The sequence below is a fragment of the Nonomuraea insulae genome, assembly GCF_042656245.1.
Genome location: NZ_JBHSPA010000003.1, coordinates 98511 through 124950 on the forward strand (window position 1 = coordinate 98511; position 26440 = coordinate 124950).

Below are 26440 nucleotides of genomic sequence, written 5' to 3' on the forward strand. Positions count from 1 at the left end.
TCTGTACATAATCCTGAGGAGGTGAGTGCCGTGTCGTCAAGAGGGGTTCGGCATGATTCCATGCGCGCCCGTAACCTGGCCGTAGTGCTGGCGACCATTCACCGGTCAGGACCTCACACCCGCGCCGCGCTCGCGGAGCGGACCGGGCTCACCAAGACCACCGTGTCCAGCCTGGTCTCCGACCTCCTGGAGGCCGGTGTGGTGACCGAGAGCGGGGCCGTGCGGGGCGGGGAGCGGGGGCGGCCCGGTGTGGCGGTGAGCCTGAGCGGGCATCGGGTGGCCGCGCTGGGGCTGGAGATCAACATCGACTATCTGGCGGCGTGTGTCGTCGATCTGACCCGTGCCGTCCGGCTGCGGCGGACGCGGCCCGCCGACAACCGCAACTCCGACCCCGCGCGGATCCTTTCCGGGGTGCGGAACCTGGTGAAGGAGATCACGGCCGAGGCGGAGGCCGACGGGCTGCGCGTCATCGGGGCGGCGCTGGCCGTGCCTGGCACGGTGGAGGGCGGGGTGGTGCGCAGCGCGCCGCATCTCGGCTGGCGGGACGTGCGCGTGGCCGACCTGGTGGACCTGCCCTTCACGATCGACAACGAGGCCAACCTGGCGGCGCTCGGCGAGTTGTGGTTCGGGTCCAGGGAGACCGACTTCCTCTACGTGTCCGGGGAGATCGGCATCGGCGCCGGTGTGGTGGTCGAGGGCACGGTGTTCAGGGGCACGTTCGGGCTGGCGGGGGAGCTGGGGCACGTCGTCGTCGTGCCGGACGGGCCCACGTGCCGCTGCGGCGGGCGGGGCTGCCTGGAGGTGTACGCGGGGCAGGACGCCCTGCTCGGAGAGCTGGCCTCGGTGGGTGAGCTGGTGGGGCGGCTGGAATCAGGCGACCCCCGGGCGCTGGAGGCGTGCGAGCGGGCCGGGCACGCGCTCGGGGTGGCGCTCACCTCGGCCGTGCACCTGCTGGACCCGGGCAGGATCGTGCTCGGCGGGATCTTCGCGCCGCTGTACCGGTGGCTGGAGGGACCGGTGTCGGAGGGCCTCGGGGCCAGGCTGGGCCAGATGCGCGGCACGCCTCCGGCCCTCGTGGTCTCGGCGACCGGCGCGGACGCGGCCGTCCTGGGGGCGGCCGGGTCGATCATCCAGCAGATCATCGCCGAGCCCGCTCAACTCCTCGGGCTGTGAGCGACAATTCTCGACATGTTGGTTGAAGAGCGGGACCCGGGTGATCTCGAGCTCGCGGCGTTGCTGGACGCGGCGTTCGCGGAGCTGGTCGTCCGTTACGGGCTCGAAGGGCGCTCGCAGGTGAAGGACGGCGCCAGGTTCCTGGTGGCCTCCGTGGACGGCCTGGCCGTCGGGTGCGGCGCCGTCCAGCACGTGGACGACGGCACCGGCGAGCTGAAGCGGATGTACGTGCTGCCCGACCACCGGGGGCGCGGCGTCGCCAGGTCGTTGTTGTCCGCCCTGGAGGACCTGGCCCGCGACCTGGGCTACCGGCGGCTGCGCCTGGCGACCGGCCTGCGGCAGCCCGAGGCCATCGCGTTGTACGAGAAGTGCGCCTACACGCTGACCGAGTCGTACGGCAAGTACGTGGACGCGCCGCTGGTCCGCTGCTACCAGAAGGAACTGGCTCAGTAGTAGCCCTTCTCGCCGTCGAGCAACTCCCTGACCGTGTCGAGCTGGCCGGCGTGCCTGGCGGTCTCCTCGAGCATGTGGAGCAGGACCCAGCGCAGCGTGGGCGGGTTCTCGAAGAGGGAGTGCTTGCCCAGGTCGTCGAAGGAGTGCGCGGCGACGATCTCGTTGGAGACCTGGCACTGGCGCTCGAACTCGTCGAGCAGCCGGGCCAGTGGGACGCCCTCCACCCGCATGTCGGCGTTCTCCGCCGACTCGTCGAACTGCGGGTTGACGGCGGAGTCGCCGCCCAGGAACAGCACCTCGAACCAGCAGTGCTCGGTCCAGCGCATGTGGGAGAGCAGGCCCGCCACCGTCATGAGCGGCGAGGTGGGCAGGACGGGGCGGTGCGCGTCCTGCTCCGACAGTCCTTCGCACTTCCACAGGACGATCGAGCGTTGCAGGTCGAGCCAGCCGACGAGCTGGGTGCGTTCGTCGGCGACGGAGGGAGGGCGTACCCGAGGGATGCTCATGGGCGCCGACGCTAGTTCACGCCGCGCCGGCGCCGCACGAGGTTTTCTACGCCCTGCCGTTGAGGGCGAGGACCTTCAGGTTGGGCACCGCGGTGCTGGTGAACGAGACCGCCTCGCGGGCCGGGTCGACCGGTACGGACAGGCGCCAGATAGTCACCTTGCGGCCGTCGGCCGTGCCGTTGACGTTGTAGCGGGTGTCGGCCGTGAGCGCCGCCTGCTCGCCGAAGTGGGCCGACGTGCTCGCCCAGTCGGTCACCTTGAGCGGGGCGGTGGAGGTCGTGCCGTCCGCGTAGGTGATCGTCAGCTCGGTCTGCTGGTCGCCGTTGACCGCCGTGGCCAGCAGGTCGAGCGCCTGGTAGCGGCCCTTGGTGAGGTAGGTGCGCTGGCCCCTCAGGCTGTGGAAGTTGCCTGCCGTGCCCTTCGTGTCGGGGATCAGGAAGCCGTTGTCCGCCCCGGGGGCCGGGAGTTGCTCGGCGGGGAAGCTCCAGCCCTTGCCGTCGAGGTTGCCCTGGGCCTTGGCGTCCGTCGTGGCCACGCCGTCCACGTCGTACTGGAGTCTCTGGGCGCAGGACTCACTGATCGGCTCGCACGCCTCAGGAAGGTTGGGGATCGGGGTCTGTGCATCCGGTACGTGATCGACGGGCAGGTCGGCCTTGGCCGTGGCCCACGCCTTGTTCGCGGTCGCGCCCACGGTGACGGTGACCTCGCCACCCCGGTTGAGCAGGGACTCCGGGAGCCAGGAGCGGGTGTACGCCCTGCCGTCGACCTTGACGTCCTGGACGTAGATCGCGTCGGGGGCGGCCCGCGGGGCCGTCACCGTGATCGTCCGGCCGTTGCCGCGCTTGATCCACGCCTTCTGGAACATGGGGCTGGACAGCAACATCTCGGCGCGGCTGGGCGTCTGCGGGTACATGCCGAGGGCGGCGAAGACGTACCAGGCGGACATGGTGCCGAGGTCGTCGTTGCCGGGCAGGCCGCTGGGGCCGGTCTTGTAGACCAGGGAGGCCATCGCGCGTACCGTCTCCTGGGTCTTCCACGGCTGCCCGAGCGCGTTGTAGAGCCACGGGACGTGGATGCCCGGCTCGTTGGTCGGGTCGTAGCGGAAGCCGTCGCCGCCGGTCGCCCACGAGCCGTCGGCGCGGTGGAAGAACGTGTCGAGCCGCTTGGCCGCCTGCTCGGCACCGCCCATGGCGGCGGCCACGCCTGACACGTCGTGCTGGACCATCCACGTGTACGTCGCGCTGGTGCCCTGGGCGAAACCGGCGTCCGAGGTCGTCGAGAACGGCCACGACCAGCTCCCGTCGGCCTTGCGGGCCTGCTGGTAGCCGCCCTCCGCGCCGGCGGACGGGTTGAAGGTGCTGCGCCACCAGCTCGCCCGCGGCATCAGCGTGTCGTGCTCCTTGGCACGGCCGATCCGCCCGGCCCAGTCCGCGAGCGCGAAGTCGGCCGTGGCGTCCTCAAGAGTCTCGGCGGCGCCGCCCCAGCAGTGGCAGGTGTCCTGGGGGGCGTAGTGGAGGCGCAGGTACTCGGCCAGGTTCGGGCGCTGGCCCTCGCACTGGCCCGGGCAGCCCTTGTCGGACAGACCGGACTCGTGCGGCACGGTCGCCTGCTTGTAGAGGGAGTCGAAGGCGCCGCGCACGTCGAAGTTCCGCACCCCGAGCGAGTAGAAGCCGGCCAGCGCGGGGGCCGACGGGTCGCCGGTCATGACGTGGGTGGGGCCGTTGACGTGCACCCAGCGGTCCCAGACGCCGCCGTTCTGCTGCGCCAGGTTGTACAACGACTGGGCGTAGTCGCCGGCGACCTGGGGTTCGAGCAGGGCGAGGAGCTGGGTGTGGGCCCGGTACTGGTCCCAGCCGGAGAAGTTGCCGTACTGGGCCCGCTGCCCCTTGGCCAGCCTGTGCACCTTCTGGTCGCTGCCCAGGTAGGTGCCCGCGACGTCGCTGGTGACGTTGGGCTGGAGGTAGGAGTGGTACATCGCCGTGTAGAACGTCGTGAGCAGGTCGTCCGAGCCGCCGGCGACCTCGACCGAGCGCAGTTCGTCGTTCCAGACGCGGCGGGCCCTGGCGGCCACCGAGGCGACGTCGTCGCGGTTCGAGACCTCCTTGGCGAGGTTCTGCCTGGCGGCGTCGAGGCTGGTGTAGGAGATGCCGACCTTCATGCGCACGTCGGCGTCGAAGGTGGTGTCGAAGCTGACGTACCCGCCGGAGCCCTTGCCGGCGCGGTCGGCGCCGGTGGCGTAGCCCTCGCCGCCGCTCGCCGTGGTCGTGCCCTTGCGCAGTTCGCCGTCGACCCACGTGCCGGTGCCGGAGAAGGCGTGGTCGAAGGTGGCGGCGAAGTGCAGGCGGTAGTAGGTCTTGCGGTTGTTCACGCCGCCGTTGGCGCGGCGGCCGCAGAACGCGCCGGTCAGGACGGAGCCGGTGACCGTGCGCTTGGCCGGGTCGATGGTGATCTCGGCGTCCTCGCTGCCGTTGAGCGAGTTGGAGACGCGGAACAGCAGGTTGGCCGCCGAGCCTTTCTGGAAGGTGAACTCGCCCACGGCCGCTCGGGTCGTGACCGACAGGTCGGTCTTGACGCCGGAGTCGAGGGTGACGGTGTACCGGCCGGGCTGGACGCTCTCGTTCTCATGCGTGAAGGTGCTCGCGTACACCGCGTCGGTGGTGTCCGCGGTCGGCGAGGAGGTGACCTCGCCGGCGAAGGGCATGATCGGGACGTCTCCCGCGGCTCCCGGGTGGCAGCCGGCGCCGTTGACGTGCGTCAGCGCGAAGCCGCGCGTCCGTGGCGCGTTGTAGGAGTATCCGTTGGCGCCGGCGGCGTTGGTCTGGTCGCCGGAGGTGTTGGTGGGGCTCCACGAGATCATGCCGAACGGCAGGACGGCACCGGGGTAGGTGTTGCCGCCGCCCGCCGAACCGATCAGCGGATCGACGTGGCCTGCTGGGTCGGTGACCTTCGCGGGGCTGGTGAGGGGGGTTGCTGCGGTCGCGGGCACGGCGATGCCGGTCGCGAGGAGCGAGCCGGCTATCGCGGCGGCGAGCCACGAACGGGGATTGAACACCTCGTGATCACACTGCTCCACATTAACCGGACCATGAACGTTCCCGTAAGAGCGGACGTCGCGCCTGATAAGACACGATTTGCAACGAATGTGCAATGTGCTGAGCGACCCTCGCCATGACCGGCCACACTCCGAGAAGGGACTCGTCATGGCCATCGACCAGGACAAGCTCATGGACTTCCTGCATCTCTTCGTCAGCGACCTCGGTGCCACGATCGCGGCGGGCAACGTCCTGGTGGGTGACCGGCTCGGCTTCTACCGCGCGCTGGCGGACAAACCGCTGCTGCCGCACGAGCTGGCGGAACGCACCGGCACCTTCCCCCGGTACGTGGAGGAGTGGCTCAACGGCCAGGCCGCGGGGGGATACGTCTGCTACGACCCCGACAACGGCTCCTACTGGCTGACCGAGGAGCAGGCGTTCGCGCTCACGAACCCGGACGGGCCGATGTTCCTGCCCGGCGGGTTCGAGATGGCCATCGGGGCGCTGCGGGCCGGGCCGCGGGTCGAGGAGGCGTTCCGCACCGGTGAGGGGATCGGCTGGCACGAGCACGACGCCGAGGTGTTCAGCGGCTGCGAGCGCTTCTTCCGCCCCGGGTACGCGGCCAACCTGATCAGCACCTGGCTGCCCGCGCTGGACGGCGTGGAGGCCAAGCTGCGCGCCGGAGCCCGGGTCGCCGACGTGGGCTGCGGGCACGGCGCCTCCACGGTGCTCATGGCGCGCGCCTACCCCAAGGCCACGTTCGCCGGCTCCGACTATCACGAGGGATCGGTCGAGAAGGCCAGGTCGGGAGCGATCAGGGCCGGGGTGGCTGACCGCGTCTCGTTCGGGGTGGCCTCCGCCCAGGGGTTCCCCGGCGGGCCGTACGACCTGGTCACCTCGTTCGACTGCGTGCACGACATGGGCGACCCCCTGGCCGCCGCCCGCCACGTCCTCGGCTCCCTCACCCCCGACGGCACCTGGATGGTGGTCGAGCCGAACGCGGGCGAGAGCGTGAGCGACAACCTCAACCCGGTCGGGCGGGCGTTCTACTCGTTCTCGACGTTCCTGTGCCTGCCGAGCGCCCTGTCCCAGCCCGGCGGGTACGCACTCGGCGCCCAGGCCGGGGAGGGCAGGATCCGCACGGTGGCCATGGAGGCCGGGTTCACCCGCTTCCGCCGGGTCGCCGAGAACCCCTTCAACATCGTGTACGAAGTCCGTCCCTGAGCTCCGCAGATTGTCCGCTCCCTGTGGTCTGATGTGACCCCACGACGTGTTTCGGAGGTCCCAGCATGCGGAAGATCATCGCGGAGCTGTTCATCTCGCTCGACGGTGTCGTCGAGGCGCCCGACCAGTGGCACTTCCCCTACTACAACGAGGAGATGGGAGCGGCCGTCGGCGCCACCCTCGGCACGGTGGACACGATCCTGCTCGGCCGCAAGACCTACGACAGCTTCGCCGGCGCCTGGCCGGAGCGCGAGGCGGGCGGCGGGGAGGACGCCCCCTTCGCCAAGCTCCTCGGCGACGCCAGGAAGATCGTCGCGTCGAACCAGCCGCTCGAGTTCACCTGGCGGAACTCGGAGCTGCTCTCGGGCGACCTCGTCGAGGCGGTGACCGCCCTGAAGAACGAGCCCGGCGACGGCCCCATCGCCATGAGCGGCTCGGTCTCCATCGTCCGCCAACTGCTGGCGGCCGGCCTACTGGACGAACTGCACCTGATGGTGCACCCGATCGCCGTACGCAAGGGCATGCGCCTGTTCGATGAGGACGAGACCCCGATCCCCCTGAAGCTGCTCTCCTCGCAGACCTTCGAGACCGGCGTCCTGAACCTCTTCTACGCCCCCGCCGACCAGGCCGCCGAGACCGGCTACGACGACGTCAAGACACACCTGTCCTAGCGAGCTCCGCCGGGCCACGCCGAAGGGCGCGGATCAGCCGGACAGGACCCGCTGGCCGGCGTCCACCGGGATCTTGACCCCGGCCACGGCGTCGAAGCCGCCGTCGAGGATCGAGCCCACCACCGCGGCGACGTCCTGCGGATCGAGCATCCGGCCGAGGACCGAGCGCCGCCCCAGCGCCTCCTCCACCTCCGGGGTCAGCATCGTGGCACTGCCTTCTGTGCGAACGGCGGCGGGCGCCACGGTGTTCACGGCGATCCCCCAGGCGCCGGCCTCGGCGGCGACATGCTGGGCGAAGGCGTTGAGCGCGGCCTTCGCGGTCGCGTGCGCGTCCACCCGCGCGCAACCCTCGACGAGCGCCGCCACCTGGCCCGGGTCGCAGACGTCGGCCTGTACGGCCCGCGCCACGCCCCCGGCGGCCTCGATCCGCCTGACCACCGAGGCGGCCGCCGGCTCGTCGGCACGATAGTTGACGATCACGTGGAAGCCGCGACGGCCGAGCTCCTGGGCCGTCGCGGCGCCGATTCCGCGCCCCGCGCCGGTGATGAGCGCGATCTTCTCCATGGCATGCCTCCTGGTCCCGCGGTGCTTACCTTAGGTACTGGGCATTCGATAGGAAAGTACATACCCAAAGGTAAGCTCGTCACCGCTGGGCGTTCTCCTCCAGCCAGGCGACGATGCTGGCCACGAATTTGTCGACGTTCACCAGCGGACGGCCGTCGAGGACCCCGACGAGATGCCCGACGCCGAACGGGGCGTCGTAGACGCGGGCGCGCCGGTAGGTCTCGGGGTCCACGGCCTTCCTGACGGTGTCCCAGCCGTGCCAGGCCATCAGGGCCGCGTCGACGGCGGGGTCGAACAGATGGGCCTGGTCCCAGTCCAGAACCCCGACCAGCCGGCCGTCCCGGCCCCAGTGCACGTTGTCGGCGCCCAGGTCGCCGTGGACCAGCGCATCCGGTACGGCCTCCAGGGTCCTCGCCTCCTCCAGACGCCCGCGGCACTCCTCCCGCCACCTGTCCGGCAGGTGCGGGACGACCTCCTCGGCCAGGACGTCGGCCCAGCCCTGCTCCCTCGGCGCGTTGAGCAACCGCCTGAGGCGTGGCGTGACGGTGACCTCCCGTACGGCACGCAGCAGCCTCCCGGTCTGGCCGGGGTCGCCCTGCCCCTCGGGCCAGGCCTCACCGTCGATCCAGGAGACGGCGGCCGCCGCGCGCTCGCCGAACCTGGTCACCGGTGTGAGCGGCTCAGGCACCGCGAAGGGCAGCCCCGCCGTGGCCAGTTCCCGCAGCACCTCCATACGGCGCGGCATCTCCTCGGCCGACGACGAATGCTTGGTCACCCGTACGGCCGCGGTTCCAGGAAGGAGGACGACGTGGTGGAGATTGCCCGCCGTGATCCGGGCCGTGTCCAGGGAGTGGCCGGGGAGCAGGGCTTCGGCGATCTCCAGCAGTTCGTCGGTGACGGGGGAGCGTGTGGTCATGTCTTCGCCAACGTCCACGTCGCCGCGAGATTCCGGCTGGACGAAGTGACTCTCAGGCGACGCCCTGGTCCGCCGTCCCGGCCTGGGCCGCCGCCATGCGGGCCCGCCCGCGCCTGCCGACCGACATCGTGTACGTGACCAGCGCCGCCACCACCACGAGGGGAAGGACGCTGTTGAGCAGGACCATGGTGGCGGTCGGCAGCAGGAAGGCGAGCACGACGCGGACGGCGGCCTCCAGCAGGAACCCGGCTCCCCACACCACGGTCAGCCGATACTGGGCCCGGCGGAACCCGGGAAGCTCCCACATCCCGTTCCACCGCGCCAGCCCGGCGGGCGTGCCGTCAGTGCCGAATTTGCGCCCCAGGTGGAACATCAACGGCCGCGGCAACGCCAGACTGCCGAGGAACGCCAGCCCGAGCACTCCGGTGATCGCCGAATCCTTGATGAACAGCAGCCGCGTCGAGTTGTAGGCCACCATGCTGAGCGCGCCGAGCAGCAGCAACACGAGGATCATCACGCCGAACTCGTCCACGCGGCGCTTGAGCGCGAAATACAGGCCCGTCTCGGCGGCCGGCCACACGCCGCTGATCAGGAGCGCGTTCACCTCGCTCACGCCGTGGTCGGTGAGGATCCCATAGGTGACGAACGGCGCCACGATGCCGAGCAGGACCGTGGGCCCCCAGTTCAACAACATCGCCTTGCCCTTGCCTGACCCCATCACAGCCTCTTCGTGTGTCGAGTATTCTCACGATCGTGAAAGAAACAGTAACAGGAAGCGGTGCCGGGGTAAACGTGTCGCGCGGGCCGGGAGTCGCGCTGGTGCCGCTCCTGTTCGGGGTCGCCGACCGCGAGGAACTGCCCGGCGTGGTGCTGGTACGACTGCTCACCGACCTCGGCTCGACCCCGGCGGCGGCGCGGTCCCTGATCGCCAGGATGCGGCGCGACGGGCAGATGGAGGCCACCTCGCGCGGCAGAGGAGCCGACTACCGGCTGGCGGGCTTCTTCCTGCAGTCGTTCCGCCAGATCCGCTACAGCAGGCCCGCGCCGCCCGCCTGGGACGGCTCCTTCCACGCGATCTTCTACACGGTCCCCGAGTCGCAGCGCGCCTACCGCGACCTGCTGCGCCGCGCGGCCACGCTGGCCGGCTACGGGCTCATGCAGCCCGGCGTGCTCATCTCCGTCACGGACCTGCGCGAGCGCCTGACGGCCGAACTCGGCTCCGCACCCCCGGCGGAGCCCGGCTCGGCACCTCACGCGGGGGCGGCCGAATTCGGCTCGGCGTCCCGGGCGGGGACGGTCTACCACGGCCGCGTCACGCTGAACCTCGCCGACGCCGCCGACGTCGCGCACCGGGCCTGGGGGCTGGACGAACTGGACCGCCGTTACCGCTCACACGCCACCCGGCTGCGTACCGCGATCCGCGATCAGCCGATCCCGCCGCCGCCCGGCGCCGAGGCGCTGGCGTCGTACGCCCGGCTGTTCGGCGGCGCGCTGGTCGACACCCTCCGCACCCCGCCCGCGCTCCCGGCAGAACTCCTGCCGAAGGATTGGCCCCTGCCGGACCTGCTGACGGCGATCCAGGAGACGTACGCACACTTCGGACCCGCGGCGAGAACCTACGCGCAGGACGTGCTGGCCGCTCACACGGCCGAGCAGTCTCCTCAAGGGCTGCGCGGGGTTACCAGGCCGGATTCGTAGGCGAGGATCACGAGTTGGGCGCGGTCGCGGGCGTGGAGCTTGACCATGGCCCGGTTGATGTGGGTTTTCGCGGTCAGCGGGCTGATCACCATGTGGTCCGCGATCTGGTCGTTGGACAGGCCGCGCGCGACCAGGGCGACGGCCTCGCGTTCGCGGTTGGTCAGCTCCTTCAGTCCGGTGCCGGTGCCGGTGTTGAGCGGCTGGGTGACGTACCTGTGGATGAGCTTGCGGGTGATCGACGGGGCGAGCAGCGCGTCGCCGCGTGCGGCCACGCGTACGGCGTGCAGGAAGTCTTCGGGCACGATGTCCTTGACCAGGAAGCCGGCCGCGCCGGCGCGCAGCGCGTTGAAGACGTATTCGTCGAAGCCGTAGTTGGTCAGGATGACGACGTGCACCCCGGCCAGGGCCGGGTCCGCGGCGATGCGCCGGGTCGCCTCGATACCGTCGACGATCGGCATCTGGATGTCGATGAGAGCGATGTCGGGCAGATGTCGTCTGGCCAGAGCCAGGCCCTCCAGCCCGTCGCCGGCCTCGGCCACCACCTCGATGTCGTCTTCGAGGTCGAGGAGCGCGCGGAATCCGCTGCGCAGGAGCGGCTGGTCGTCGACCAGCAGGACGCGGATCATGCTGTCCTGTCCATGGGGAGTTCGGCCTGGACGGTGAAGCCCCCCTCGCCGCGCGGCTCCGCGCGCAGCCGGCCGCCGAGGGCGGTCACGCGTTCGCGCATCCCGAGCAGCCCGACGCCGGGCACCGGGACGGTGTCCGTTGTGGCCCTGCCGTCGTCATCGATGCGTACGTTGAGGGCGTCGGGACGACAGTCGATCCGGACCGACGCGGTAGCGGCGGCGGCATGGCGGGCGATGTTGGTGAGCGACTCCTGAACGATCCGGTAGACGGTCCTGCTCACCGCGGCCGGCACGTCGTCGCGTTGCCCTTCGATCGTCAGCGTCGCGTCCAGGCCGATGGTACGAGCCCGTTCCACCAGCTCCGCGACGTGGTCGAGCCCGCGCGGCGGGGTCGTGTCGTCATCGCGCAGCGCCTGCAGGGTCGCGCGCAGTTCCCGGGTCGCCTCACGTCCTGCCGCCTGGATCGCGAGCAGGGACTCCGGCACCTGTTCGCCACGCTTGCGGGCCACGTGGACGGCCACCTCGGCCTGCACCTTGATGATCGAGATCTGGTGGGTGAGCGAATCGTGCAACTCCCGCGCGATGTGCAGCCGCTCCTCATCCGCGCGACGCCGCGCGATCTCCTCCCGGGTGCGCTCGGCCTCCTCCGCCCGCCGCTCGGCCTGCCGCAACGCCTCACCCGCCGCGCCGGCGGCGATCAGCCAGGCCAGCTCAAGGGCACCCCGGGCCTGCGCGAACGCCTCCCCCGTGTCGTGCAGTCCCGAGGCCAGGGCCGCGAGGGGGAGAAGAACCAGCATGGTCACGCTCGCCGCCACCGTGATGGCGCGGTGCCCCGCCCGTACGGCGGCGTACACGGCGAACAGGTACGCGACGGCGGGCACGTCGAAACCGGCCGCCTGGTAACCCACCGTGCACAGCCCGGTGACGGCCAGGACGACGACCGGAGCCCGGCGCCGCGCGGCCAGCATCAGGCCGCCGCCGGTCAGCAGCGCGTAGCCGAGCAGGTCGGGGGCTGTGGCGGAGCCCTGCCCTGACAGCCCGGTGACCAGCAGGGTGGCCGCCACGCCGACGGCGATCGCCGAGTCCATGACAGTGGACCGTCCTGTCCTCATGCGCGCACCTTAGCCCGATGTCCGCGGGGGCGGCTCCTGCGCGCGGATGAGCGGCCGGCTACCGCGAACGCGGTACTTCCGCGGCGGATGCGGCCTCCGCGGTAGCCGGCTGCGGCGTCGGCGGCAGCGCGAAGTGACCGCGTTCGCTGGACGACCGGCGGCGGGTTCGGCGGACACGATGAGGCCATGTCCAGTCGTAGGAGAAGGAGCAGCTCATGTCCGTCCGTCACCTGCTTGCCGCGTACGTCCTGAGCCAGCCGGACCCCGTCAGCGCCTCCACCTTGACCGCCGGTCGTCTGTGGTCCGTGGTGGCGGCGCTGCTGGGGCTGGCCGGCGCGGTCATCGGCGGGCTGGCACTGGCCCGTTCCGCCGGTCGTCCGCGGTCCTTGGCGGCGGTGCTGCTGGGGGTGGCCGGCGCGGTCATCGGCGGGCTGGTCGTGGCCGCCGCCGAGGGCGGTCCCGGCACCGGCTACGGAATAGTCGGTGGCTTCGTGGCCCTGGCGGTGGGACTGATCGCCATGCTCCTCGGCGGGCTGGCGCTGGCCCGCTCGCCCCAGGAATCCCCACGTGGGGGAGGGGCAACCGCCCCTCCCCGGTAGCCGTGGCTCCGTTTCACACGAGCCGGCGTACGAGGGGCAGTCTGGTCCGGGTGATCAGCGCCGCCACGGTCGCCAGAACGGGCAGCCCCACCACCACGGCGATGAGGAACGGCCACGGTATGGCGATCGTCGCGGGATCCCCGTCGCCGTACGTCGTCATCGGCCGGCTCAGGGCCACGCCCGTCACCGTTCCCGCGACCAGCCCCACCAGCGCGCCGAGCCCGGAGATGTAGAGGGCCTGGCCGGCCACGACCATCCGCAACGTCCCCGGCGGGGCGCCGATGGCCAGCATCGTCGCCCGTTCTGGCCGCATGTCGGCGGCTGCCAGGCGGGTGGCGGTCAGCGTGCCGCCGACGACGAGGACAAGAGCGCCGCCGAGCCAGCCCCACAGGCCGGGGTCGGGCGTGTTGCGATAGCCCTCCTCGGTGGCGAAGGTGACGCGGGAGGTCACCTTGCCGAGATCGCGCCACAGCGTGGAATCGGCCGGCGGCCGGTACATGGCGTAGAGCTGGCGCTCCGCCGCCGTGAAGCCGGCCTGCTCGACCAGGGCCCGCGGCAGCAGGGCGCCGCCCTGGTGCTCGTCGGCCGGCGTGGCCGCCACCGCGGGCACTTCGAGCTTGCGCGCGGGGCCGGACGTGGAGCTCGCCCGCAGCGTCAGCTTGCCGTCCCGGACCGCGGACGCGTCGAACACCACGGCCTTACCGCTCGCCAGCGCCGCGGCCGCCCGCGGGTCGTCGCGCCCTTGCAGGAGACTGAGCAGGGCCCGGTCGCCGATGGCCGCCGTGCGACGCGTGCGTGCGCCGTTCCACCGCACCGTGTACCGCAACGCGTAGCGGTGGTCCTGGGCGTCCCTCGCTTGGTAGCCGGCGGCCAGCGGCACGCCCGGCAGTTGGCGGGCCGCTACGGCGCGCAGCTTGTTCCAGGTCGCGTCGGCCATGGTGCCGCCCCAGATCGCCAGCATGCCGGTCGGGCGCGCCGAGGTGTAGGCGTTGCGCCGGTCCATGTATTCGCTCTGGGCGCCGATGCCCATCGCGACGACCGTGGCCGTGACCGCCATGACGGCCGCCACGGCGCTCGCCGTACGGGATCGGTGGCGGACCGCGTCGCGGACGGATACCCGCAGCGGAAGCCGCAACCGCGTGGCCACCCGTCCCGTGAAGCGGACCAGCCATGGCGTCAGCACCACCAGCCCGATCATGACCAGCACCGCGGCGGCCCACACCCACGCCGAGCCCGACTGGCGCCGCGCCACCACGGTCGCCCCCAGCCCCGCCAGCACCAGCACGGCCCCCGCCAGCGGCCATCCGGGCCGATCGGCCGTCGCGGGCGCGCGGCCGGCCAGCACGGTCGCGGTGTCCTGCCGAGCCGCCTGTACGGCAGGCACCAGCGCCGCCACGATCCCGGCGATCAGGCCCAGCGCGGCGACGCCCAGAACCGGCCCCCACGGCACCTCCGCAGGGCCGACCTGCCCTCCCCAGCGCGTCACGACCTGGGCGCCCAGCGTTCCTGCCCCGATGCCCAGCACCGTCGCCACGAGGGTGGCGGCGCCGCCGAGGACCAGTCCGTCGGTCAGCACGATCGTCCGCAGATGCCCGGCCGAGCCGCCCTGCGCCGCGATCTCGGCCAGTTCCCTGCGCCGTCTCTTGAGCCCGACCGCGAAGGCGGGCCCGGCCAGCAACACGGTCTCCAGCACCACCATGATCACCATGGCGCCGAGCCCGACCGTTTCCTGGACGCCCATGGAGGCGAGACGAATCACGGCGCGCGGCGAGGTCAGGATCGTGGCGTGGGAGGTGACATACAGGCCGGCCCTGTTCAGGGTGGGTATCACGCTCCAGGACACGGGCTTCGCGGTGTCGGCGAGCCAGCCGGTGCCGTACATGGTCGGAGACACGAAGTCGTCCGGGGGCGTCAGCGGCAGATCCAGACCGACGACCTCGCGAAGCGAGGGCTGGAACGGGTGCTCGACCACGCCCACCACTGTCAGCGGCGCCGCGCCGGGCAGCCGTAGGAGGTCGCCGGGCCGCAGGCCGAGCGCGGGTGTCACCGCGACCTCGCGGCCGGCGGGAAGCCTGCCCTCGCTCAACGTCAACATTCCCCTGGTGAGGGGATCGCGCAGATCGGTCTCCATCAGGTCGACCCGTTCGCCGCCCAGCCGGATCTCGCCGGTGCTGAAGGGGATCACCCTGGCGCCCGGTCCGAGCAGGGCCGCCACCTCGGCGGTGCCGAGCTTCGGAGCGGCCGGTCCGCCTGTGTTCCAGCTCGTCCCGTTCGGCTCCTGCTGGAGCACCGTGCCCTCAGGCGTCTGGAGGAGGCGGGCGTCGGCCGTGCCGAGCTCGGTCACCAGCCCCTCCCGCGGAGACACGCTCATGGTCTCGGTGAGGGTGAAGACCCCCGTGATCACCAGGACGGGTAAGCCGATCATCACCATGATGAGCACGCTTCGTCCCCGGGAACGCCACGCGTTCCTGCGGGCGAGGCGCAGCGCGACCCGTAGGGCGCTCATCGGGCGCTCACCAGCGGCGTGTCCGTGGTGTCCGCGATCATCCCGTCGCGGAGGAACACCACACGATCGGCCCAGGCGGCGTAGCGCGGCTCATGGGTGACCAGCAGAACCGCCGCGCCCGCGTCACAACGAGCGCGCAGCAACTGCAGGATCTCATCGCCGGTACGCGTGTCGAGCGCCCCGGTCGGCTCGTCGGCCAGCAGCAGGGATCGGGTGCCGACCAGGGCGCGGGCGATCGCCACCCGCTGGCGCTGTCCACCGGACAACTCCTCGGGGAAGCGGTCGGCCAGGTCCGCCACATCGATCTCCGCCAGCACGGCCATCGCCTCCTCCCGGGCCGGACGTGAGCGCACGCCGTCGAGCTCACGCGGCAACATCACGTTCTCCGCCGCCGTCAGCGACGTGATCAGGTTGAGGTCCTGGAAGACGTAGCCGACGCTGCGGCGCCGCAGCGCCGCGAGGTCACGCAGGCCGGCCAGGTCCTGCTCGCCGACGTGCACCGTCCCCGACGTGGGCCGATCGAGCCCGCCCGCGAGGTTGAGCAGGGTCGACTTGCCGGACCCTGACGGGCCCATGACCGCGACCAGCTCCCCCGCGTCGACCTCAAGGCTCACACCCTTCAGAGCGTGTACGGCCGTCGCCCCTTCTCCGTGGACCCTGGCCACCTCAGCCAGCCGTACGACCGTCATCTTTCCTCCTTGAGAACAGCCTCACAGTGGTCCAGCCACCGTTGCTCGGCCTCGGCCTGGAAGATCATGGAATCGATCACGAGCCGCTGGGCCGCACCCTCCGTGGCGGCTCGCTTGGCCTTGGTGAGCTGCTGGAGAGTGCGCATGGTCGCCGTACGCTGCCGGTGGATGACCGCGGTGACGTCCACCTGCTTGGCGGCGACAGCCATGGCCAGCTTGATGACCAGCTCGTCCCGCGGCCGGTCGGAGTGGATGACGGGGGTGCCGAACCATCGCACCATCTCCGCCCGCCCGGCCTCGGTGATCGTGTAGACGACCCGGCCCTGCTCATCCGACTCCTCCGGCGCGACCAGGCCGTCGCGCTCCAACCGGGACAGCGTCGTATAGACCTGGCCGATGTTGAGCGGCCAGGTCGCCCCGGTGGACGCCTCGAACTCCACCCGCAGTTGGTAGCCATGCCTGGGCCCCCTGCTGAGCAGGGCCAGCAGCCCGTGCCTGATCGACATGAATACTAAGTATGCATACTCAGTATGCCCGCCTCAAGGGATTCGCCGTATTCGGGGGGGTTTTGGCGAGCTGAAGGCCGTCTCCGGCCTATGCGAGTTCTATGCGGGCGATATGCGGGCCCTCGACTACCGTCTGCTTCCGCAGGAGTCATCTGGACGCCGGATAACCACCTGTTCAGAGAGGTGAGCATGCCCGAGAACAGCAGGCCGAAGACCCTCAAAGTTGCCATCGTTGCTCTGTCAGCCGCCTTCGCGGCGACCCTGATACCCCAGGCCGCGTCGGCGCAGGATGTCAGCGTCCTGGCCGTTTCGCACAAGAGCCCGTTCAACTGCGGAAAGACCTTCTACGCCAACAACTGGACGGGCACCCCCGCCCACAACCCATCGGGCTCCATCGACTGGCAGAACTATGGAAGCGATGTCATCAACGGGGAAACCGTTCGCGCCACCGCTGCCGGCACCGCGTACTTCTACGACGCGGGTAGCACCAGCTACGGCAAGTGGGTGGAGATCCGTCACAGTGACGGGACCCGCACCCGCTACGCCCACCTCGCGACCCAGGTCAAAGGGGCCGGCAGCTCCATGAGCGTCAGCCAGGGCACCCAGATCGGGACCGTCGGCTCGACGGGCGGCTCCGATGCTCCCCACCTGCACTACGAACAGCGGACCTCCGGCGGTGGGATGGACACCAGCCCGACCGTGGAGGGCACGACCGTGTCGCTGGGCCAGAAGAAGGCCATCACGAGCACCAACGGGTGCGGCGGCGGCAACCCCCACACCGCCGAGGAGGTTTGCGGCAGCGGTTACGCGGTCATCGACTCGGCCGCTCTCACCGGTGGTCGTACCTACCTGCTGTACAACGCGGGTAACGGCGACAACTGCGTCGCGACGCTGAAGACGACGAACCTCAGCACGGCCTCCGCGATGTCGGCCTTCCTGGAGCCGCAAGGGGAGAGCAGGGCCACCGACTCGGGCAGCTACCAGTACTACGCCGGGCCTGTCAGGCGCGACGCGGCCGGACAGTGTGTCAAGTGGGGTGGCTCGATCGGCAGCAGCACCTACACCAGCGGGTTCGAACACTGCGACTAAGAGCGTGGCCCAGCTGATCGGGTCAACGGCGCAGCAGGGCTCGTACCCGGTCGATCGTGGCGTCGGCGCGTTCCAGGTTCTCCTGGAGCGCGCCGGTGGCGTGGCGGAGCTGCTCGGCGACGAGCTCCCGGTCGGCGTGGAGCGCGTTGCCGGCGCCCGGGAGCCTGACGCCGGGGCTGGTAGCCGGGTGGCCCGCGGTCAGAACGGCCAGTCCGCGGTGCGTGCCATCTCCACGTGCGGGATCGCGGTGAACCAGCCACTGGTGACGTCAGTGATCACGTGTTCCTGGCCGGGGATCGTGACGGCTTCGGCCGCCTGGGCCGCCTGGTCGGGATGGGTGAGGACGACGACCCTGTCATGTCCCGCCGCGCGATCACGGATGGCCCGCGCGGGGCTCGTCGAGCCTCCGATGCTTGCGAAGCCGTCGATCAGGTCCAGCGGCGACTCTCCCGGCCGGACCGGCAGCGTGGCGTCGGTCGTACCGAGAATGACGACCTGCGCGTGTGCGGCGCGGCAGGCGAGCGCCACCCCGAAGATCGCGGCCGCGTCTGCCCTGGTCAGGCCGTTGTCCGCGGGGCCCGTCATCAGGTCGCCCTGGTCGATCAGCACGAGTGTGCGGCCGGGCAGCGCGGGAACGTTGGCCAGTGACAGCTCCAGAGCCGCTTTCAACGCCCGGGTCCAGCGGGAATCCGGTGCCGACCGCCAGGCGGCGAAGACCTCCAGCGGCGTCACCCCGGACCGCAGCACCGCCGCGGGCGCCGCGATTTCCCCGGCCACCTGACGAGCGATCTCGTCCGGCATCTCGTCGCGGTCGAAGTCGGCCAGATGGGCGAGCCGGTCCTGGTAGGTCATGGACGGCACCACCGCGGCCCAGGCCGGGCCGGTCATCGTGCCGAGCAGCCAGCGTCGCGCGGCGGGCCAGGTCATGGCGGCCTCGGCCAGCATCCGGCCGCCCTCCGGCCGCTCGAACAGGGCGGGGCGACGGTTCGCGGGAATCCAGTACAGCGCGCGGCGGGCACGCAGCAGCGGCAACGACGCCGGGATCAGGTTGAGGTCGCCGCGCCTGCGGGCGATCGCGTGGCGGAAGAGCGCCGCCTGCCTGGTTCCCTGGGGGACCGGGTGAGTGAGCGCCAGTACGTCGGCGAAGCGTAGCGGGGCGCCGGGGCTGTCGTAGGTGGCCATCGCGAGTTCGTCGTAGAGACGGACGGCGGCGTCCGCGATGCCCCGCTTGACCGGCTGGGGGATCGCCCTGCCGTACCACTGGAGCCAGTAGGCGAGCAGCTCGCCCGGCTCGTCGGCGCGGTGCAGGGATCGATCGAGCAGGTGCCGGGTTCCTGTGGCCCCTGCTTCGAGCCGGGCCTGCGCCAGCTCGGCGAGCGCGGCCAGCCGGAGGTCGCGTAGCCCGGCATGGCGGCCCATCCAGCCGATCAGCCGGGTCAGCCAGGCCTCGTCGGAGCCGGCGAGCCAGGTGACGAGAGCCACGTAGCGGCCCGAGGGTGTGCGGGCGTGGGGGTCACCGAGCGCCCTGGCCGCCAGGAGAAAGATCTCCTTCCTGATCGTTTCCACGCTCGTGGAGGCGAGGGCGGTCATGGATGGCTCAACTCCGTCGGCGAGTAGGGGTGGAACGGCCTCCCGAGAAAAGGAGCCGACCGGGACACGGCATGCCCCAGCCGTGTCTGGCGGTGGGCCGCAGGCGCACCGGGAGGCCTCGTGCCGTGACACCTGGGATGGGGAGCGGCACGCCTGCGGGCCACTGCGCTGAGACCCGCACTGCACGTGTCCTGGGACGGACCCGGATGTGTCAGTGCCTTCCACTATGCGGTGCCGAAATTATCCCTGCAAGCAATATTTTCATCTCTTCGCCTGGTTTCACGTGAAAAGTGGATAAATGTGCGTATGAAACCCCTTTTTTTGCGTCGTTTCTGTTCCGCGGGCGACTGACGCCACCAAGGCAGAGTGGAAGGCCTGGGCGATCTCGCTGATGTGCGCGATGGTGTCGCGCAGCTCCTGCTCCTCATCCGCGCCCGCGCGGCGCAGCTGGGCTCGCCAGGCCGATTCGGCGACCTCGCCCTGCGCGGCGCCGATCACGAACATCAGGACCGTCGCCGCGGCCGAGATCCGGCAGCTCGATCTCGCCGAAGACGTGATCGGCGGCCAGCACCAGACATGAGCACTCACGTACGCGCTCGCAAGGGGCGTCGCCCGCGCAGTGTCGTCATCGACGCGACACTGCAACTGCTGACCACCGTCCCCTTCCTGCTCGGAACCTTCGTCGTTCTCGCTTACGGGGGAGCGGCTCAGGCCGCCGCCGAGGCGGAGATCGTGCGCCAGGGGCTCCCCGGCGGCATCCTGGCCCAGCACGGCGTCAACTTCAGTGGCAGCGACACCCTGATCATGCCCGGCTGGCTGACCGCCGCGAACATCGCCAAGCTCGCCCTGACCACTCTGGGCTCGCTCCTCGTGATCGCCCTGCTCGCGGTCCCCACGGCGCGTCGCGTGGGGGGCCGTGTCAGTACGGCGACGGTCCGGTGTCAGGGCGGTTGGCGATGGTGAACGCCATGAGGTGTTCGGCGATTCGGGCCCAGCTATTGAGTGTTGCTATGTACCGGTAGTCAGTGTTACCGTGTACCAGTAGTTAGCGTTATTGAGTAGCTGAGGGATGGTCCATGGGCAAGCAGATGACGGAGATGCTCAAGGGCGTGCTGGAGGGCATCGTCCTGGCGATCCTGTCCGGCCGGCCCGCGTACGGCTACGAGATCACGGCATGGCTGCGGGATCAGGGCTTCTCCGACATCGCCGAGGGCACTGTCTACGCGCTGCTGGTCAGGATCGAGCGACGCGGCCTGGTCGATGTGGAGAAGGTCCCGTCCGAGAAGGGGCCGCCGCGCAAGGTGTACTCCCTGAACGCTCAGGGACGGGACTACCTCGACGAGTTCTGGAGGACCTGGAGCTTCCTCACAGAGCGCCTTGAACCGCTCCGCGAAAGAGGTAAGTAGCCATGGACGCAGAGTCGAACGAGCCGAAGAGGGGCTTGCTGCAGTACCTGGAGGTGGTCACGGGGCCGCTGGCGGACAAGAAGCGCTGGTGGCAGTACAAGGCGCGGGTCAAGAACCTGCCCGAGAACTATCGCACGGCGGTCGAAGCGCTGGAGCGGTACCTGATGCACTTCGGGCCGGGCGACGGCGCCGAGGCGGCCTCGATGTTCGAGGACCTCGCCGACCTGTTCGAGCGCAGCGCGGCGGACGGAACCCCGATCCGCGAGATCTTCGGCGAAGACCCCGTGGAGTTCGTCGAGGCGTTCATGCAGAACTACTCCGCAGGGAGCTACATCCGCCGCGAGCGCGAACGCTTCACCAACGCCATCGCCCGCGCCGCCGGCGAAGACACCGGACAAGAAGACAGGACGGTCTGATGACGAAACAGCAAGCCCAGGCGATCCATGTGCATGGTCTGGAGAAGTCGTACAAGGAACTGCGTGTGCTGCGCGGTGTGGACTTCGAGGTGGCGCGGGGCAGCATTTTCGCCCTGCTCGGCTCGAACGGGGCCGGCAAGACGACGGTCGTGAAAATCCTGTCCACGCTGCTCAAGGCCGACGCGGGGACGGCCAGCGTCAACGGATTGGACGTCGCCACGCAAGCGGCGGACGTACGCGAGTCCATCAGCCTCACCGGGCAGTTCGCCGCCGTCGACGAGATCCTCAGCGGGCGCGAGAACCTCGTGCTGATCGCCCGGTTGCGGCACCTCAAGGAGCCAGGCAAGGTCGCCGATGACCTGCTGACGCGTTTCTCGCTGACCGATGCGGGCGCGCGGAAGGTGTCGACGTATTCGGGTGGCATGCGCCGCCGCCTCGACATCGCGATGAGCCTCATCGGCGATCCGCCGGTCATCTTCCTCGACGAGCCGACGACCGGGCTCGACCCCCAGGGGCGCATCGAGGTGTGGCAGGCCGTCAAGGAACTCGCCGACCAGGGGACGACGGTGCTGCTCACCACGCAGTATCTGGACGAGGCCGAACAACTCGCCGACCGGATCGCGATCCTGCACCAGGGCCGGATCATCGTCAACGGCACCCTGGACGAGCTCAAGCAGCTGCTCCCGCCCGCCAAGGTCGAATACATCGAAAAGCAGCCGACCCTCGAGGACATATTCCTCACCCTCGTCGGCACGAAGGCATAAGGAATCACGATGACCAAGCATTTCTTCGGTGACACCGTCACTCTGTTAGGGCGGTCCCTGCGCCACATCGCGCGCAGCCCTGACACCATCATCACGACCGCGGTCATGCCGATCGCGATGATGCTGATGTTCGTCTACGTGTTCGGCGGTGCGATCAACACCGGCTCGGATTCGTATGTGAACTACCAGTTGCCCGGCATTCTGCTGATCACGATCGCCTCGGGCATCGCCTACACCGCGTTCCGGCTCTTCATGGACATGAAGAGCGGCATCTTCGAGCGCTTCCAGTCCATGCCGACCGCACGCTCGTCCGTGTTGTGGGCGCACGTGCTGACCTCACTGGTCGCCAACCTGATCTCACTCGTGGTCGTCGTGCTCGTCGCCCTGCTCATGGGTTTCCGCTCGTCGGCGACACCGCAGGCGTGGCTCGCGGTAGTCGGCATCCTGATCCTGTTCACCCTGGCGCTGACCTGGATCGCCGTCATCCCCGGCCTGACCGCCAAGACCATGGAAGGCGCGAGCGCGTTCTCCTACCCGCTCATCTTCCTGCCCTTCCTCAGCTCGGCCTTCGTGCCCACCGCCACCATGCCCGGCCCGCTGCGCGCCTTCGCCGAAAACCAGCCGGTGACCTCCATCGTCAACACCATCCGCGCCCTGTTCGCCCAGCAGCCGGTCGGCGCCGACCTGTGGATCGCCCTGGCCTGGTGCGTCGGCATCCTCGTCGTCGCCTACGGCTTCGCCACGGCCACCTACCACCGCAAGATCTCCTAGGCCCTTTGTCCCACGTCGATGAGAGGAATGACCATGGAACACACCCTCGCCACGATGCCGACCGCGCGTCAGGCCGGCTGCCCCTTCGACCCGCCCAAGGAGCTGGTCGAGGCCCGCGAGCAGAGCCCGATCAGCCGTCTCCCCTTTCCCGACGGGCACCAGGGGTGGCTGATCACCGGTTTCGACCTGGTCCGGTCGGTGCTGGCCGACCCTCGCTTCAGCTCGCGCAAGGAGCTGATGGGCCACCACCCGCTGATCGACTACGGCGGCATCGAGGTCCCTCCGGCGCCGCCCGGGGAGTTCCTGCTGATGGACGACCCGCAGCACAGTCGCTACCGCAAGCCGCTGGTGGGCAAGTTCACCGTGCGGCGGATGCGGCTGCTCACCGAGCGCGTCGAGCAGGTCACCGCCGAGCACCTGGAGGCGATGGAGAAGGCCGGGACGTCGGCGGACCTGGTGACCGCCTTCGCCAAGCCCATCCCCGCCGTCATCATCTGTGAACTGCTGGGCGTGCCGTATGAGGACCGGGACTCCTTCCAGGACAACATCGACAAGTTCCTCGGCGGGGAGGTCAGCGACGAGGAGCTGATCGCGGCCTACCTCGCGACCCAGACCTACCTCGCCGAACTGGTGGCCGCCAAACGCGCCGACCCCACCGACGACATACTCAGCGACCTGCTCGACAGCGACCTGACCGACGAGGAGCTGAAGGGGATCGCCCTGATCCTGCTGTCGGCGGGCTTCGACACCACCGCGAACATGCTGGCGCTGGGCACCTTCGCGCTGCTGCAGAACCCGGAGCAGCTGGCCGCGCTGCGCGCCGACCCCGCACTCACCGACGCCGCCGTGGAGGAGCTGCTGCGGTATCTGAGCGTCGCCAAGCAGTTCACCAGGGTCGCACTGGAGGACGTCGAGCTGGGCGGCCAAGCCATCAAGGCCGGCTCGACGCTCATCCTGTCCCTCAGCACCGCCAACCGTGACCCCGAGCGCTTCACCGACCCCCACGCCCTCGACATCCAGCGCCAGGACGGCGGGCACCTGGCCTTCAGTCACGGCATCCACCAGTGCCTGGGCCAGCAGCTGGCCCGCGTGGAGCTGCGCGTCGCGCTTCCCGCGCTGCTCAACCGCTTCCCCGCGCTGCGCCTGGCCGTACCGGCGGAAGAGGTCGCCCTGCGCCCGGAGACCGCCGACATCTACGGGGTCAAGAGCCTCCCGGTCACCTGGGACGCCTGACCGCAAGCCAATGACCGTGATCCTGCTCAAGAACCAGGATCCGCCGTCGAAGCAGCCGCCCGCGCCCACCAGGGCCGGTCCAGCCTCACCCTGGCCGACCTGATCCGCAAGATCGCCGCAGCCCTCGGCGCCGCATGATGTGATGCCGACCTGCTGTCGCGGTTCTGTCCCGGCCCGTGTGCTTTGTTGGCCGGCACTTCGCACTGACAAGCGGAAACGCCGCATGGTGCCACCACCACCCCGCCATGGCGCCCTTTTGGCGCGCCCTGACGATGCCGCACAACCAGCCCAAAAGGAGGGCACGTGTCAAAGGTAAAACGGCGAGGGTTCCTCGCCGCAGTCGCACTCGCGATCCCGCTCACGGTCGCCGGTGCTCCCGCCGCATTCGCGACGGCGGAGCCGGAGATCAAAGTCTCCGGTGGGCTGACGCAGCCGACCTTCTCCTACAAGGACGCCATCCGTGAGCACGTCCGGGTGCGGTCGTCGGTCGACAGCGACGGAGACGGCGAAAAGGACCTGGTCCGGGTGGACATCATTCGGCCGAAGGAATCCGGTTCCGGGCTCAAGGTCCCGGTGATCATGCAGGAAAGCCCGTACTACGACGATCGCTGAACGGCCGGGCGACCGCCTACGACGACCAGGGCGCTCCGGTCAAAGCCGCCTGGACCACCGGACGTACCGCAATGATCGGCCATTCCTATGAGGGAGCGCTCGGCGTCGGCGTCGCCGGCACCGGCGTGCGGGGGCTGGAGACGATCGTGAATATCGCGGGGTACACCAGCGGATACGAGAACATGCGCAACAACGGCACCCTCACCTGGTTCAAGGGCGGGGCGGCGTGGCAGTCCAAGCGGGTCGACAAGGATCCGGACGAGAAATGCGCGGCGGTGCGCCAGAAACTGCTCGATGACTCCGACGATGAGACCGGCAATTACAACGCCTATTGGCACGAGCGCAACTACCGGGACGGGCCGATCTCGAAGGCGCGCAACATCCGCGCCAGTGTCTTCTCGGTGATGGGCATGCAGGACCGGAACGTGGTGGGCAGCCAGTTCTCCGAGTGGTGGGCCAAGCTGCCCCGCGACATTCAGCGCAAAGCATGGGTGACGCAGTACGGGCACCTCGACCCGTACTGGGCCCGCCGCGACGTATGGATCGACACCCTGCACCAGTGGTTCGACCACGAACTGATGGGCGTTCCCAATGACATCATGCGCCGGCCGCGCGTCGACGTGCAGCTCGGCCCGGACCGGTGGACCACCCAGGCCGACTGGCCGGCGCCGGCGCGGACGGCGACCCTGCGTCCGCAGCAGGACGGCTCCCTGGGCCGCACGCCCTCGACCGGCACCGGCGGCTACCTCGACACCGCCCAGACCGAGGTCGCGATGGCCGCCGACCCCGGCACCGCCAACCCCAACCGGCTGGCCTTCCTGACCCCGCCGCTGCAGAACACGACGCGGCTGTCCGGAACACCGTCGGTGAGCCTGCGCCTCAAGCTGGACAAGCCGACCGCCAACCTGGGCGTCCTGCTCGTCGACTACGGCGACGACACCCGCATCAACTACCGCGAGACCACCACGACGGCCGCGCAAGGCCTCAAGTTCATCGGCGGCGAAGACTGCGTCGGCGAAAGCACGGCCGATGACGACGGCTGCTACCTCAAGGCCGGCGACAACACGGCGACCTCCGGCTTCAACGTGGTCACCCGCGGAATCCTGGACGCGCAGAACCACAAGTCGCTGAGCCGCTCGACACCGCTGACGCCCGGCAAGCCGTACCAGATCACCTGGTCGATGCTGCCGCAGGACTACGAGTTCAAGGCCGGGCACCGGCTGGGCCTGGTGCTGACCGGAGCCAACGACGACTTCAACCTCGACGAGACCGGCAACGGCACCGGGGACGACGTCGAACCCGGCACCGGGGCCAGGGTCGCCATCGACCTGGCCGGCACCTCGATCTCGCTGCCGATCGTCAACGGCACGCCCATCGGGTAACAGCAAGATGGATCTTCATCCGCGCAGAATGGAAAGGACACGCCCGACCGGTCGGTCATGGACGACCCTTGCCTGCCGATGAACTACAGTCATCCGCCATGGCCGAATCCTCCCCCTACCTGACCGCGACGGCGGACGCCTACGACGCCGTCGCCGACCTTTACGCCGACCTCGCCCGAGACTCGCTCGACCGCCTGCCACTGGATCGCGCGATAGTCGCCGTGTTCGCCGAACTCGTACGGGCCGCAGGACCCCGGCCCGTCGCCGAGGCCGGCTGCGGTCCCGGGTACATGACGGCGCACCTGCGTGACCTCGGACTGGACGCCTTCGGCATCGACCTGTCTCCCGCACTGATCGACATCGCCCGCAAGGACCATCCTGACCTGCGTTTCGAGGTCGGCTCGATGGGCGCCTTCGACGTGGCCGACGGCGAGCTGGGCGGTCTGCTCTCCTGGTACTCCGCCATCCACATCCCACCACCGGAGCTGCCGCCGTACATTGCCGAATTCCGCCGGGTGCTGGCCCCGGGCGGTTACCTCCTGCTCGGCTTCTTCGAATCCGAGGGCGGTCCGGTGCTGGAGTTCGACCACAAGGTCACGCCGGCCTACCGGTGGCCGATCGACAACTTGGCCGACCTGGCCCGCAAGGAAGAGTTCGTCGAGGTGGGGCGGATGTTGCGCGAGCCTCTGGAGGATGAACGATTCCGCCGCGGCCACCTGCTGATGCGCGCTCATTAGGGGGGCACGTACACCAGACCGGCGGGCATGCGGGCGGCCTGGCACAGAGCAGGCACGCCCGCTGCCCGAACCGCGTCCCCCCGCTACCGCGGACCAGACGCCACCTCGATGTGCCGCACCGCCCCACGTTGGCAGCCGTTGCTCAAGCGGCCTCCCGGGGAGCGG

General features: G+C 70.0%; 28 protein-coding genes. 16 read left to right on the forward strand and 12 right to left on the reverse strand.

Translation table 11 applies throughout. From position 1 onward, the window contains the following. Positions 1-60: 60 nt before the first annotated feature. Both ACFPZ3_RS00930 and ACFPZ3_RS00935 read left to right on the forward strand, forming a co-directional pair. Entirely contained in the window at positions 61-1173 is a 1113-nt protein-coding gene (locus tag ACFPZ3_RS00930) for an ROK family protein (protein WP_379511961.1), read from the forward strand. 15 nt (positions 1174-1188) lie between these two features. Then, entirely contained in the window at positions 1189-1626 is a 438-nt protein-coding gene (locus ACFPZ3_RS00935) for a GNAT family N-acetyltransferase (RefSeq protein WP_379511962.1), read from the forward strand. Here the strand turns inward: ACFPZ3_RS00935 and ACFPZ3_RS00940 are convergent. Both ACFPZ3_RS00940 and ACFPZ3_RS00945 read right to left on the reverse strand, forming a co-directional pair. Beyond that, entirely contained in the window at positions 1620-2132 is a 513-nt protein-coding gene (locus tag ACFPZ3_RS00940; RefSeq protein WP_379511963.1) for a DinB family protein, read from the reverse strand. The two genes, ACFPZ3_RS00935 and ACFPZ3_RS00940, sit on opposite strands and share 7 nt — an antisense overlap. A gap of 46 nt (positions 2133-2178) precedes the next feature. Next, a complete protein-coding gene (locus ACFPZ3_RS00945) occupies positions 2179-5184 on the reverse strand; it encodes a GH92 family glycosyl hydrolase (protein ID WP_379511964.1) in 3006 nt (1001 codons plus the stop codon). A 148-nt stretch (positions 5185-5332) separates the two neighbouring features. Here ACFPZ3_RS00945 and ACFPZ3_RS00950 point away from each other — a divergent pair, with 148 nt between their 5' ends. Beyond that, positions 5333-6388, forward strand: coding sequence for a class I SAM-dependent methyltransferase (locus ACFPZ3_RS00950; RefSeq protein WP_379511965.1), 1056 nt, complete (start codon positions 5333-5335; stop codon positions 6386-6388). A gap of 65 nt (positions 6389-6453) precedes the next feature. Beyond that, the gene (locus tag ACFPZ3_RS00955) at positions 6454-7059 is read left to right on the forward strand and encodes a dihydrofolate reductase family protein (RefSeq protein WP_379511966.1); all 606 of its coding nucleotides are present in this window, start codon (positions 6454-6456) and stop codon (positions 7057-7059) included. A gap of 33 nt (positions 7060-7092) precedes the next feature. Here ACFPZ3_RS00955 and ACFPZ3_RS00960 read toward each other — a convergent pair whose 3' ends face one another. The 3 genes from ACFPZ3_RS00960 to ACFPZ3_RS00970 all read right to left on the reverse strand — a co-directional run bounded on the left by ACFPZ3_RS00960 (position 7093) and on the right by ACFPZ3_RS00970 (position 9257). Next, entirely contained in the window at positions 7093-7623 is a 531-nt protein-coding gene (locus tag ACFPZ3_RS00960; protein ID WP_379511967.1) for an SDR family oxidoreductase, read from the reverse strand. Positions 7624-7702: 79 nt separating this feature from the next. Then, positions 7703-8539, reverse strand: a complete 837-nt coding sequence (locus tag ACFPZ3_RS00965; RefSeq protein ID WP_379511968.1) for a phosphotransferase — start codon at positions 8537-8539, stop codon at positions 7703-7705. Between the two features lie 52 nt (positions 8540-8591). Beyond that, positions 8592-9257, reverse strand: coding sequence for a VC0807 family protein (locus ACFPZ3_RS00970; RefSeq protein WP_379511969.1), 666 nt, complete (start codon positions 9255-9257; stop codon positions 8592-8594). A 35-nt stretch (positions 9258-9292) separates the two neighbouring features. Here ACFPZ3_RS00970 and ACFPZ3_RS00975 point away from each other — a divergent pair, with 35 nt between their 5' ends. Then, positions 9293-10237, forward strand: a complete 945-nt coding sequence (locus ACFPZ3_RS00975) for a PaaX family transcriptional regulator C-terminal domain-containing protein (protein ID WP_379511970.1) — start codon at positions 9293-9295, stop codon at positions 10235-10237. Here the strand turns inward: ACFPZ3_RS00975 and ACFPZ3_RS00980 are convergent. Next, positions 10201-10863, reverse strand: a complete 663-nt coding sequence (locus ACFPZ3_RS00980; RefSeq protein ID WP_379511971.1) for a response regulator — start codon at positions 10861-10863, stop codon at positions 10201-10203. The two genes, ACFPZ3_RS00975 and ACFPZ3_RS00980, sit on opposite strands and share 37 nt — an antisense overlap. Continuing rightward, positions 10860-11975, reverse strand: coding sequence for a sensor histidine kinase (locus tag ACFPZ3_RS00985; protein WP_379511972.1), 1116 nt, complete (start codon positions 11973-11975; stop codon positions 10860-10862). The genes ACFPZ3_RS00980 and ACFPZ3_RS00985 overlap by 4 nt, the downstream gene beginning before the upstream one ends. Positions 11976-12190: 215 nt before the next feature. Between ACFPZ3_RS00985 and ACFPZ3_RS00990 the strand changes: the two genes are divergently transcribed. Next, positions 12191-12574, forward strand: a complete 384-nt coding sequence (locus ACFPZ3_RS00990) for a DUF6223 family protein (protein ID WP_379511973.1) — start codon at positions 12191-12193, stop codon at positions 12572-12574. Positions 12575-12587: 13 nt separating this feature from the next. Here the strand turns inward: ACFPZ3_RS00990 and ACFPZ3_RS00995 are convergent, their stop codons facing one another. From ACFPZ3_RS00995 to ACFPZ3_RS01005, 3 genes are read right to left on the reverse strand one after another with little or no spacing between them, the layout of a single operon-like run. Next, entirely contained in the window at positions 12588-15080 is a 2493-nt protein-coding gene (locus ACFPZ3_RS00995; RefSeq protein WP_379511974.1) for an FtsX-like permease family protein, read from the reverse strand. Beyond that, a complete protein-coding gene (locus ACFPZ3_RS01000; protein ID WP_379511975.1) occupies positions 15077-15769 on the reverse strand; it encodes an ABC transporter ATP-binding protein in 693 nt (230 codons plus the stop codon). The genes ACFPZ3_RS00995 and ACFPZ3_RS01000 overlap by 4 nt, the downstream gene beginning before the upstream one ends. Next, positions 15766-16275: a PadR family transcriptional regulator gene (locus tag ACFPZ3_RS01005; protein WP_379511976.1), complete on the reverse strand. Its 510-nt coding sequence runs from the start codon at positions 16273-16275 to the stop codon at positions 15766-15768. Before ACFPZ3_RS01005 ends, ACFPZ3_RS01000 begins: the two co-directional genes overlap by 4 nt. Positions 16276-16464: 189 nt before the next feature. Between ACFPZ3_RS01005 and ACFPZ3_RS01010 the strand changes: the two genes are divergently transcribed. After that, entirely contained in the window at positions 16465-17364 is a 900-nt protein-coding gene (locus ACFPZ3_RS01010; RefSeq protein ID WP_379511977.1) for a M23 family metallopeptidase, read from the forward strand. A 198-nt stretch (positions 17365-17562) separates the two neighbouring features. On the opposite strand, the gene ACFPZ3_RS01015 is transcribed toward ACFPZ3_RS01010, so the two are convergent. Both ACFPZ3_RS01015 and ACFPZ3_RS01020 read right to left on the reverse strand, forming a co-directional pair. After that, positions 17563-18954 (reverse strand): TROVE domain-containing protein, encoded by a 1392-nt coding sequence (locus ACFPZ3_RS01015; RefSeq protein ID WP_379511978.1) that lies wholly within the window; start codon positions 18952-18954, stop codon positions 17563-17565. 279 nt (positions 18955-19233) lie between these two features. Next, complete coding sequence (locus ACFPZ3_RS01020) at positions 19234-19458, reverse strand: hypothetical protein (RefSeq protein WP_379511979.1); 225 nt, start codon at positions 19456-19458, stop codon at positions 19234-19236. 72 nt (positions 19459-19530) lie between these two features. Here ACFPZ3_RS01020 and ACFPZ3_RS01025 point away from each other — a divergent pair, with 72 nt between their 5' ends. The 9 genes from ACFPZ3_RS01025 to ACFPZ3_RS01065 all read left to right on the forward strand — a co-directional run bounded on the left by ACFPZ3_RS01025 (position 19531) and on the right by ACFPZ3_RS01065 (position 26275). After that, complete coding sequence (locus ACFPZ3_RS01025) at positions 19531-19917, forward strand: hypothetical protein (RefSeq protein WP_379511980.1); 387 nt, start codon at positions 19531-19533, stop codon at positions 19915-19917. 113 nt (positions 19918-20030) lie between these two features. Continuing rightward, entirely contained in the window at positions 20031-20360 is a 330-nt protein-coding gene (locus ACFPZ3_RS01030) for a PadR family transcriptional regulator (protein ID WP_379511981.1), read from the forward strand. Positions 20361-20362: 2 nt separating this feature from the next. Further along, positions 20363-20776 carry a DUF1048 domain-containing protein gene (locus ACFPZ3_RS01035; RefSeq protein WP_379511982.1) on the forward strand — a complete coding sequence of 138 codons (414 nt, stop codon included), beginning with the start codon at positions 20363-20365 and terminating at the stop codon, positions 20774-20776. Further along, entirely contained in the window at positions 20776-21540 is a 765-nt protein-coding gene (locus ACFPZ3_RS01040; RefSeq protein ID WP_379511983.1) for an ABC transporter ATP-binding protein, read from the forward strand. Before ACFPZ3_RS01035 ends, ACFPZ3_RS01040 begins: the two co-directional genes overlap by 1 nt. A gap of 9 nt (positions 21541-21549) precedes the next feature. Then, positions 21550-22311: an ABC transporter permease gene (locus ACFPZ3_RS01045; protein WP_379511984.1), complete on the forward strand. Its 762-nt coding sequence runs from the start codon at positions 21550-21552 to the stop codon at positions 22309-22311. 33 nt (positions 22312-22344) lie between these two features. After that, on the forward strand, positions 22345-23544 hold the full coding sequence (locus tag ACFPZ3_RS01050) for a cytochrome P450 (protein ID WP_379511985.1): 1200 nt from the start codon (positions 22345-22347) through the stop codon (positions 23542-23544). A gap of 303 nt (positions 23545-23847) precedes the next feature. Next, the gene (locus ACFPZ3_RS01055) at positions 23848-24156 is read left to right on the forward strand and encodes a hypothetical protein (protein ID WP_379511986.1); all 309 of its coding nucleotides are present in this window, start codon (positions 23848-23850) and stop codon (positions 24154-24156) included. After that, on the forward strand, positions 24153-25538 hold the full coding sequence (locus ACFPZ3_RS01060; RefSeq protein WP_379512046.1) for a CocE/NonD family hydrolase C-terminal non-catalytic domain-containing protein: 1386 nt from the start codon (positions 24153-24155) through the stop codon (positions 25536-25538). Before ACFPZ3_RS01055 ends, ACFPZ3_RS01060 begins: the two co-directional genes overlap by 4 nt. Before the next feature lie 98 nt (positions 25539-25636). Beyond that, positions 25637-26275: a class I SAM-dependent methyltransferase gene (locus tag ACFPZ3_RS01065; RefSeq protein ID WP_379511987.1), complete on the forward strand. Its 639-nt coding sequence runs from the start codon at positions 25637-25639 to the stop codon at positions 26273-26275. Positions 26276-26440: the final 165 nt, after the last annotated feature.

Excerpts from the sequence above, each read along its gene's own strand:
- ACFPZ3_RS00970 (WP_379511969.1), bottom strand. The coding sequence starts at position 9,257 with ATGGGGTCAGGCAAGGGCAAGGCGATGTTGTTGAACTGGGGGCCCACG.
- ACFPZ3_RS00930 (WP_379511961.1), top strand. The coding sequence starts at position 61 with ATGCGCGCCCGTAACCTGGCCGTAGTGCTGGCGACCATTCACCGGTCA.
- ACFPZ3_RS01010 (WP_379511977.1), top strand. The coding sequence starts at position 16,465 with ATGCCCGAGAACAGCAGGCCGAAGACCCTCAAAGTTGCCATCGTTGCT.
- ACFPZ3_RS00950 (WP_379511965.1), top strand. The coding sequence starts at position 5,333 with ATGGCCATCGACCAGGACAAGCTCATGGACTTCCTGCATCTCTTCGTC.
- ACFPZ3_RS01050 (WP_379511985.1), top strand. The coding sequence starts at position 22,345 with ATGGAACACACCCTCGCCACGATGCCGACCGCGCGTCAGGCCGGCTGC.
- ACFPZ3_RS01030 (WP_379511981.1), top strand. The coding sequence starts at position 20,031 with ATGGGCAAGCAGATGACGGAGATGCTCAAGGGCGTGCTGGAGGGCATC.
- ACFPZ3_RS01025 (WP_379511980.1), top strand. The coding sequence starts at position 19,531 with ATGAGCACTCACGTACGCGCTCGCAAGGGGCGTCGCCCGCGCAGTGTC.
- ACFPZ3_RS00935 (WP_379511962.1), top strand. The coding sequence starts at position 1,189 with ATGTTGGTTGAAGAGCGGGACCCGGGTGATCTCGAGCTCGCGGCGTTG.
- ACFPZ3_RS00965 (WP_379511968.1), bottom strand. The coding sequence starts at position 8,539 with ATGACCACACGCTCCCCCGTCACCGACGAACTGCTGGAGATCGCCGAA.
- ACFPZ3_RS01040 (WP_379511983.1), top strand. The coding sequence starts at position 20,776 with ATGACGAAACAGCAAGCCCAGGCGATCCATGTGCATGGTCTGGAGAAG.
- ACFPZ3_RS00960 (WP_379511967.1), bottom strand. The coding sequence starts at position 7,623 with ATGGAGAAGATCGCGCTCATCACCGGCGCGGGGCGCGGAATCGGCGCC.
- ACFPZ3_RS01065 (WP_379511987.1), top strand. The coding sequence starts at position 25,637 with ATGGCCGAATCCTCCCCCTACCTGACCGCGACGGCGGACGCCTACGAC.
- ACFPZ3_RS01000 (WP_379511975.1), bottom strand. The coding sequence starts at position 15,769 with ATGACGGTCGTACGGCTGGCTGAGGTGGCCAGGGTCCACGGAGAAGGG.
- ACFPZ3_RS01020 (WP_379511979.1), bottom strand. The coding sequence starts at position 19,458 with ATGTTCGTGATCGGCGCCGCGCAGGGCGAGGTCGCCGAATCGGCCTGG.
- ACFPZ3_RS00985 (WP_379511972.1), bottom strand. The coding sequence starts at position 11,975 with ATGAGGACAGGACGGTCCACTGTCATGGACTCGGCGATCGCCGTCGGC.
- ACFPZ3_RS01035 (WP_379511982.1), top strand. The coding sequence starts at position 20,363 with ATGGACGCAGAGTCGAACGAGCCGAAGAGGGGCTTGCTGCAGTACCTG.
- ACFPZ3_RS01005 (WP_379511976.1), bottom strand. The coding sequence starts at position 16,275 with ATGTCGATCAGGCACGGGCTGCTGGCCCTGCTCAGCAGGGGGCCCAGG.
- ACFPZ3_RS00995 (WP_379511974.1), bottom strand. The coding sequence starts at position 15,080 with ATGAGCGCCCTACGGGTCGCGCTGCGCCTCGCCCGCAGGAACGCGTGG.
- ACFPZ3_RS00940 (WP_379511963.1), bottom strand. The coding sequence starts at position 2,132 with ATGAGCATCCCTCGGGTACGCCCTCCCTCCGTCGCCGACGAACGCACC.
- ACFPZ3_RS00990 (WP_379511973.1), top strand. The coding sequence starts at position 12,191 with ATGTCCGTCCGTCACCTGCTTGCCGCGTACGTCCTGAGCCAGCCGGAC.
- ACFPZ3_RS01045 (WP_379511984.1), top strand. The coding sequence starts at position 21,550 with ATGACCAAGCATTTCTTCGGTGACACCGTCACTCTGTTAGGGCGGTCC.
- ACFPZ3_RS01015 (WP_379511978.1), bottom strand. The coding sequence starts at position 18,954 with ATGACCGCCCTCGCCTCCACGAGCGTGGAAACGATCAGGAAGGAGATC.
- ACFPZ3_RS00955 (WP_379511966.1), top strand. The coding sequence starts at position 6,454 with ATGCGGAAGATCATCGCGGAGCTGTTCATCTCGCTCGACGGTGTCGTC.
- ACFPZ3_RS00980 (WP_379511971.1), bottom strand. The coding sequence starts at position 10,863 with ATGATCCGCGTCCTGCTGGTCGACGACCAGCCGCTCCTGCGCAGCGGA.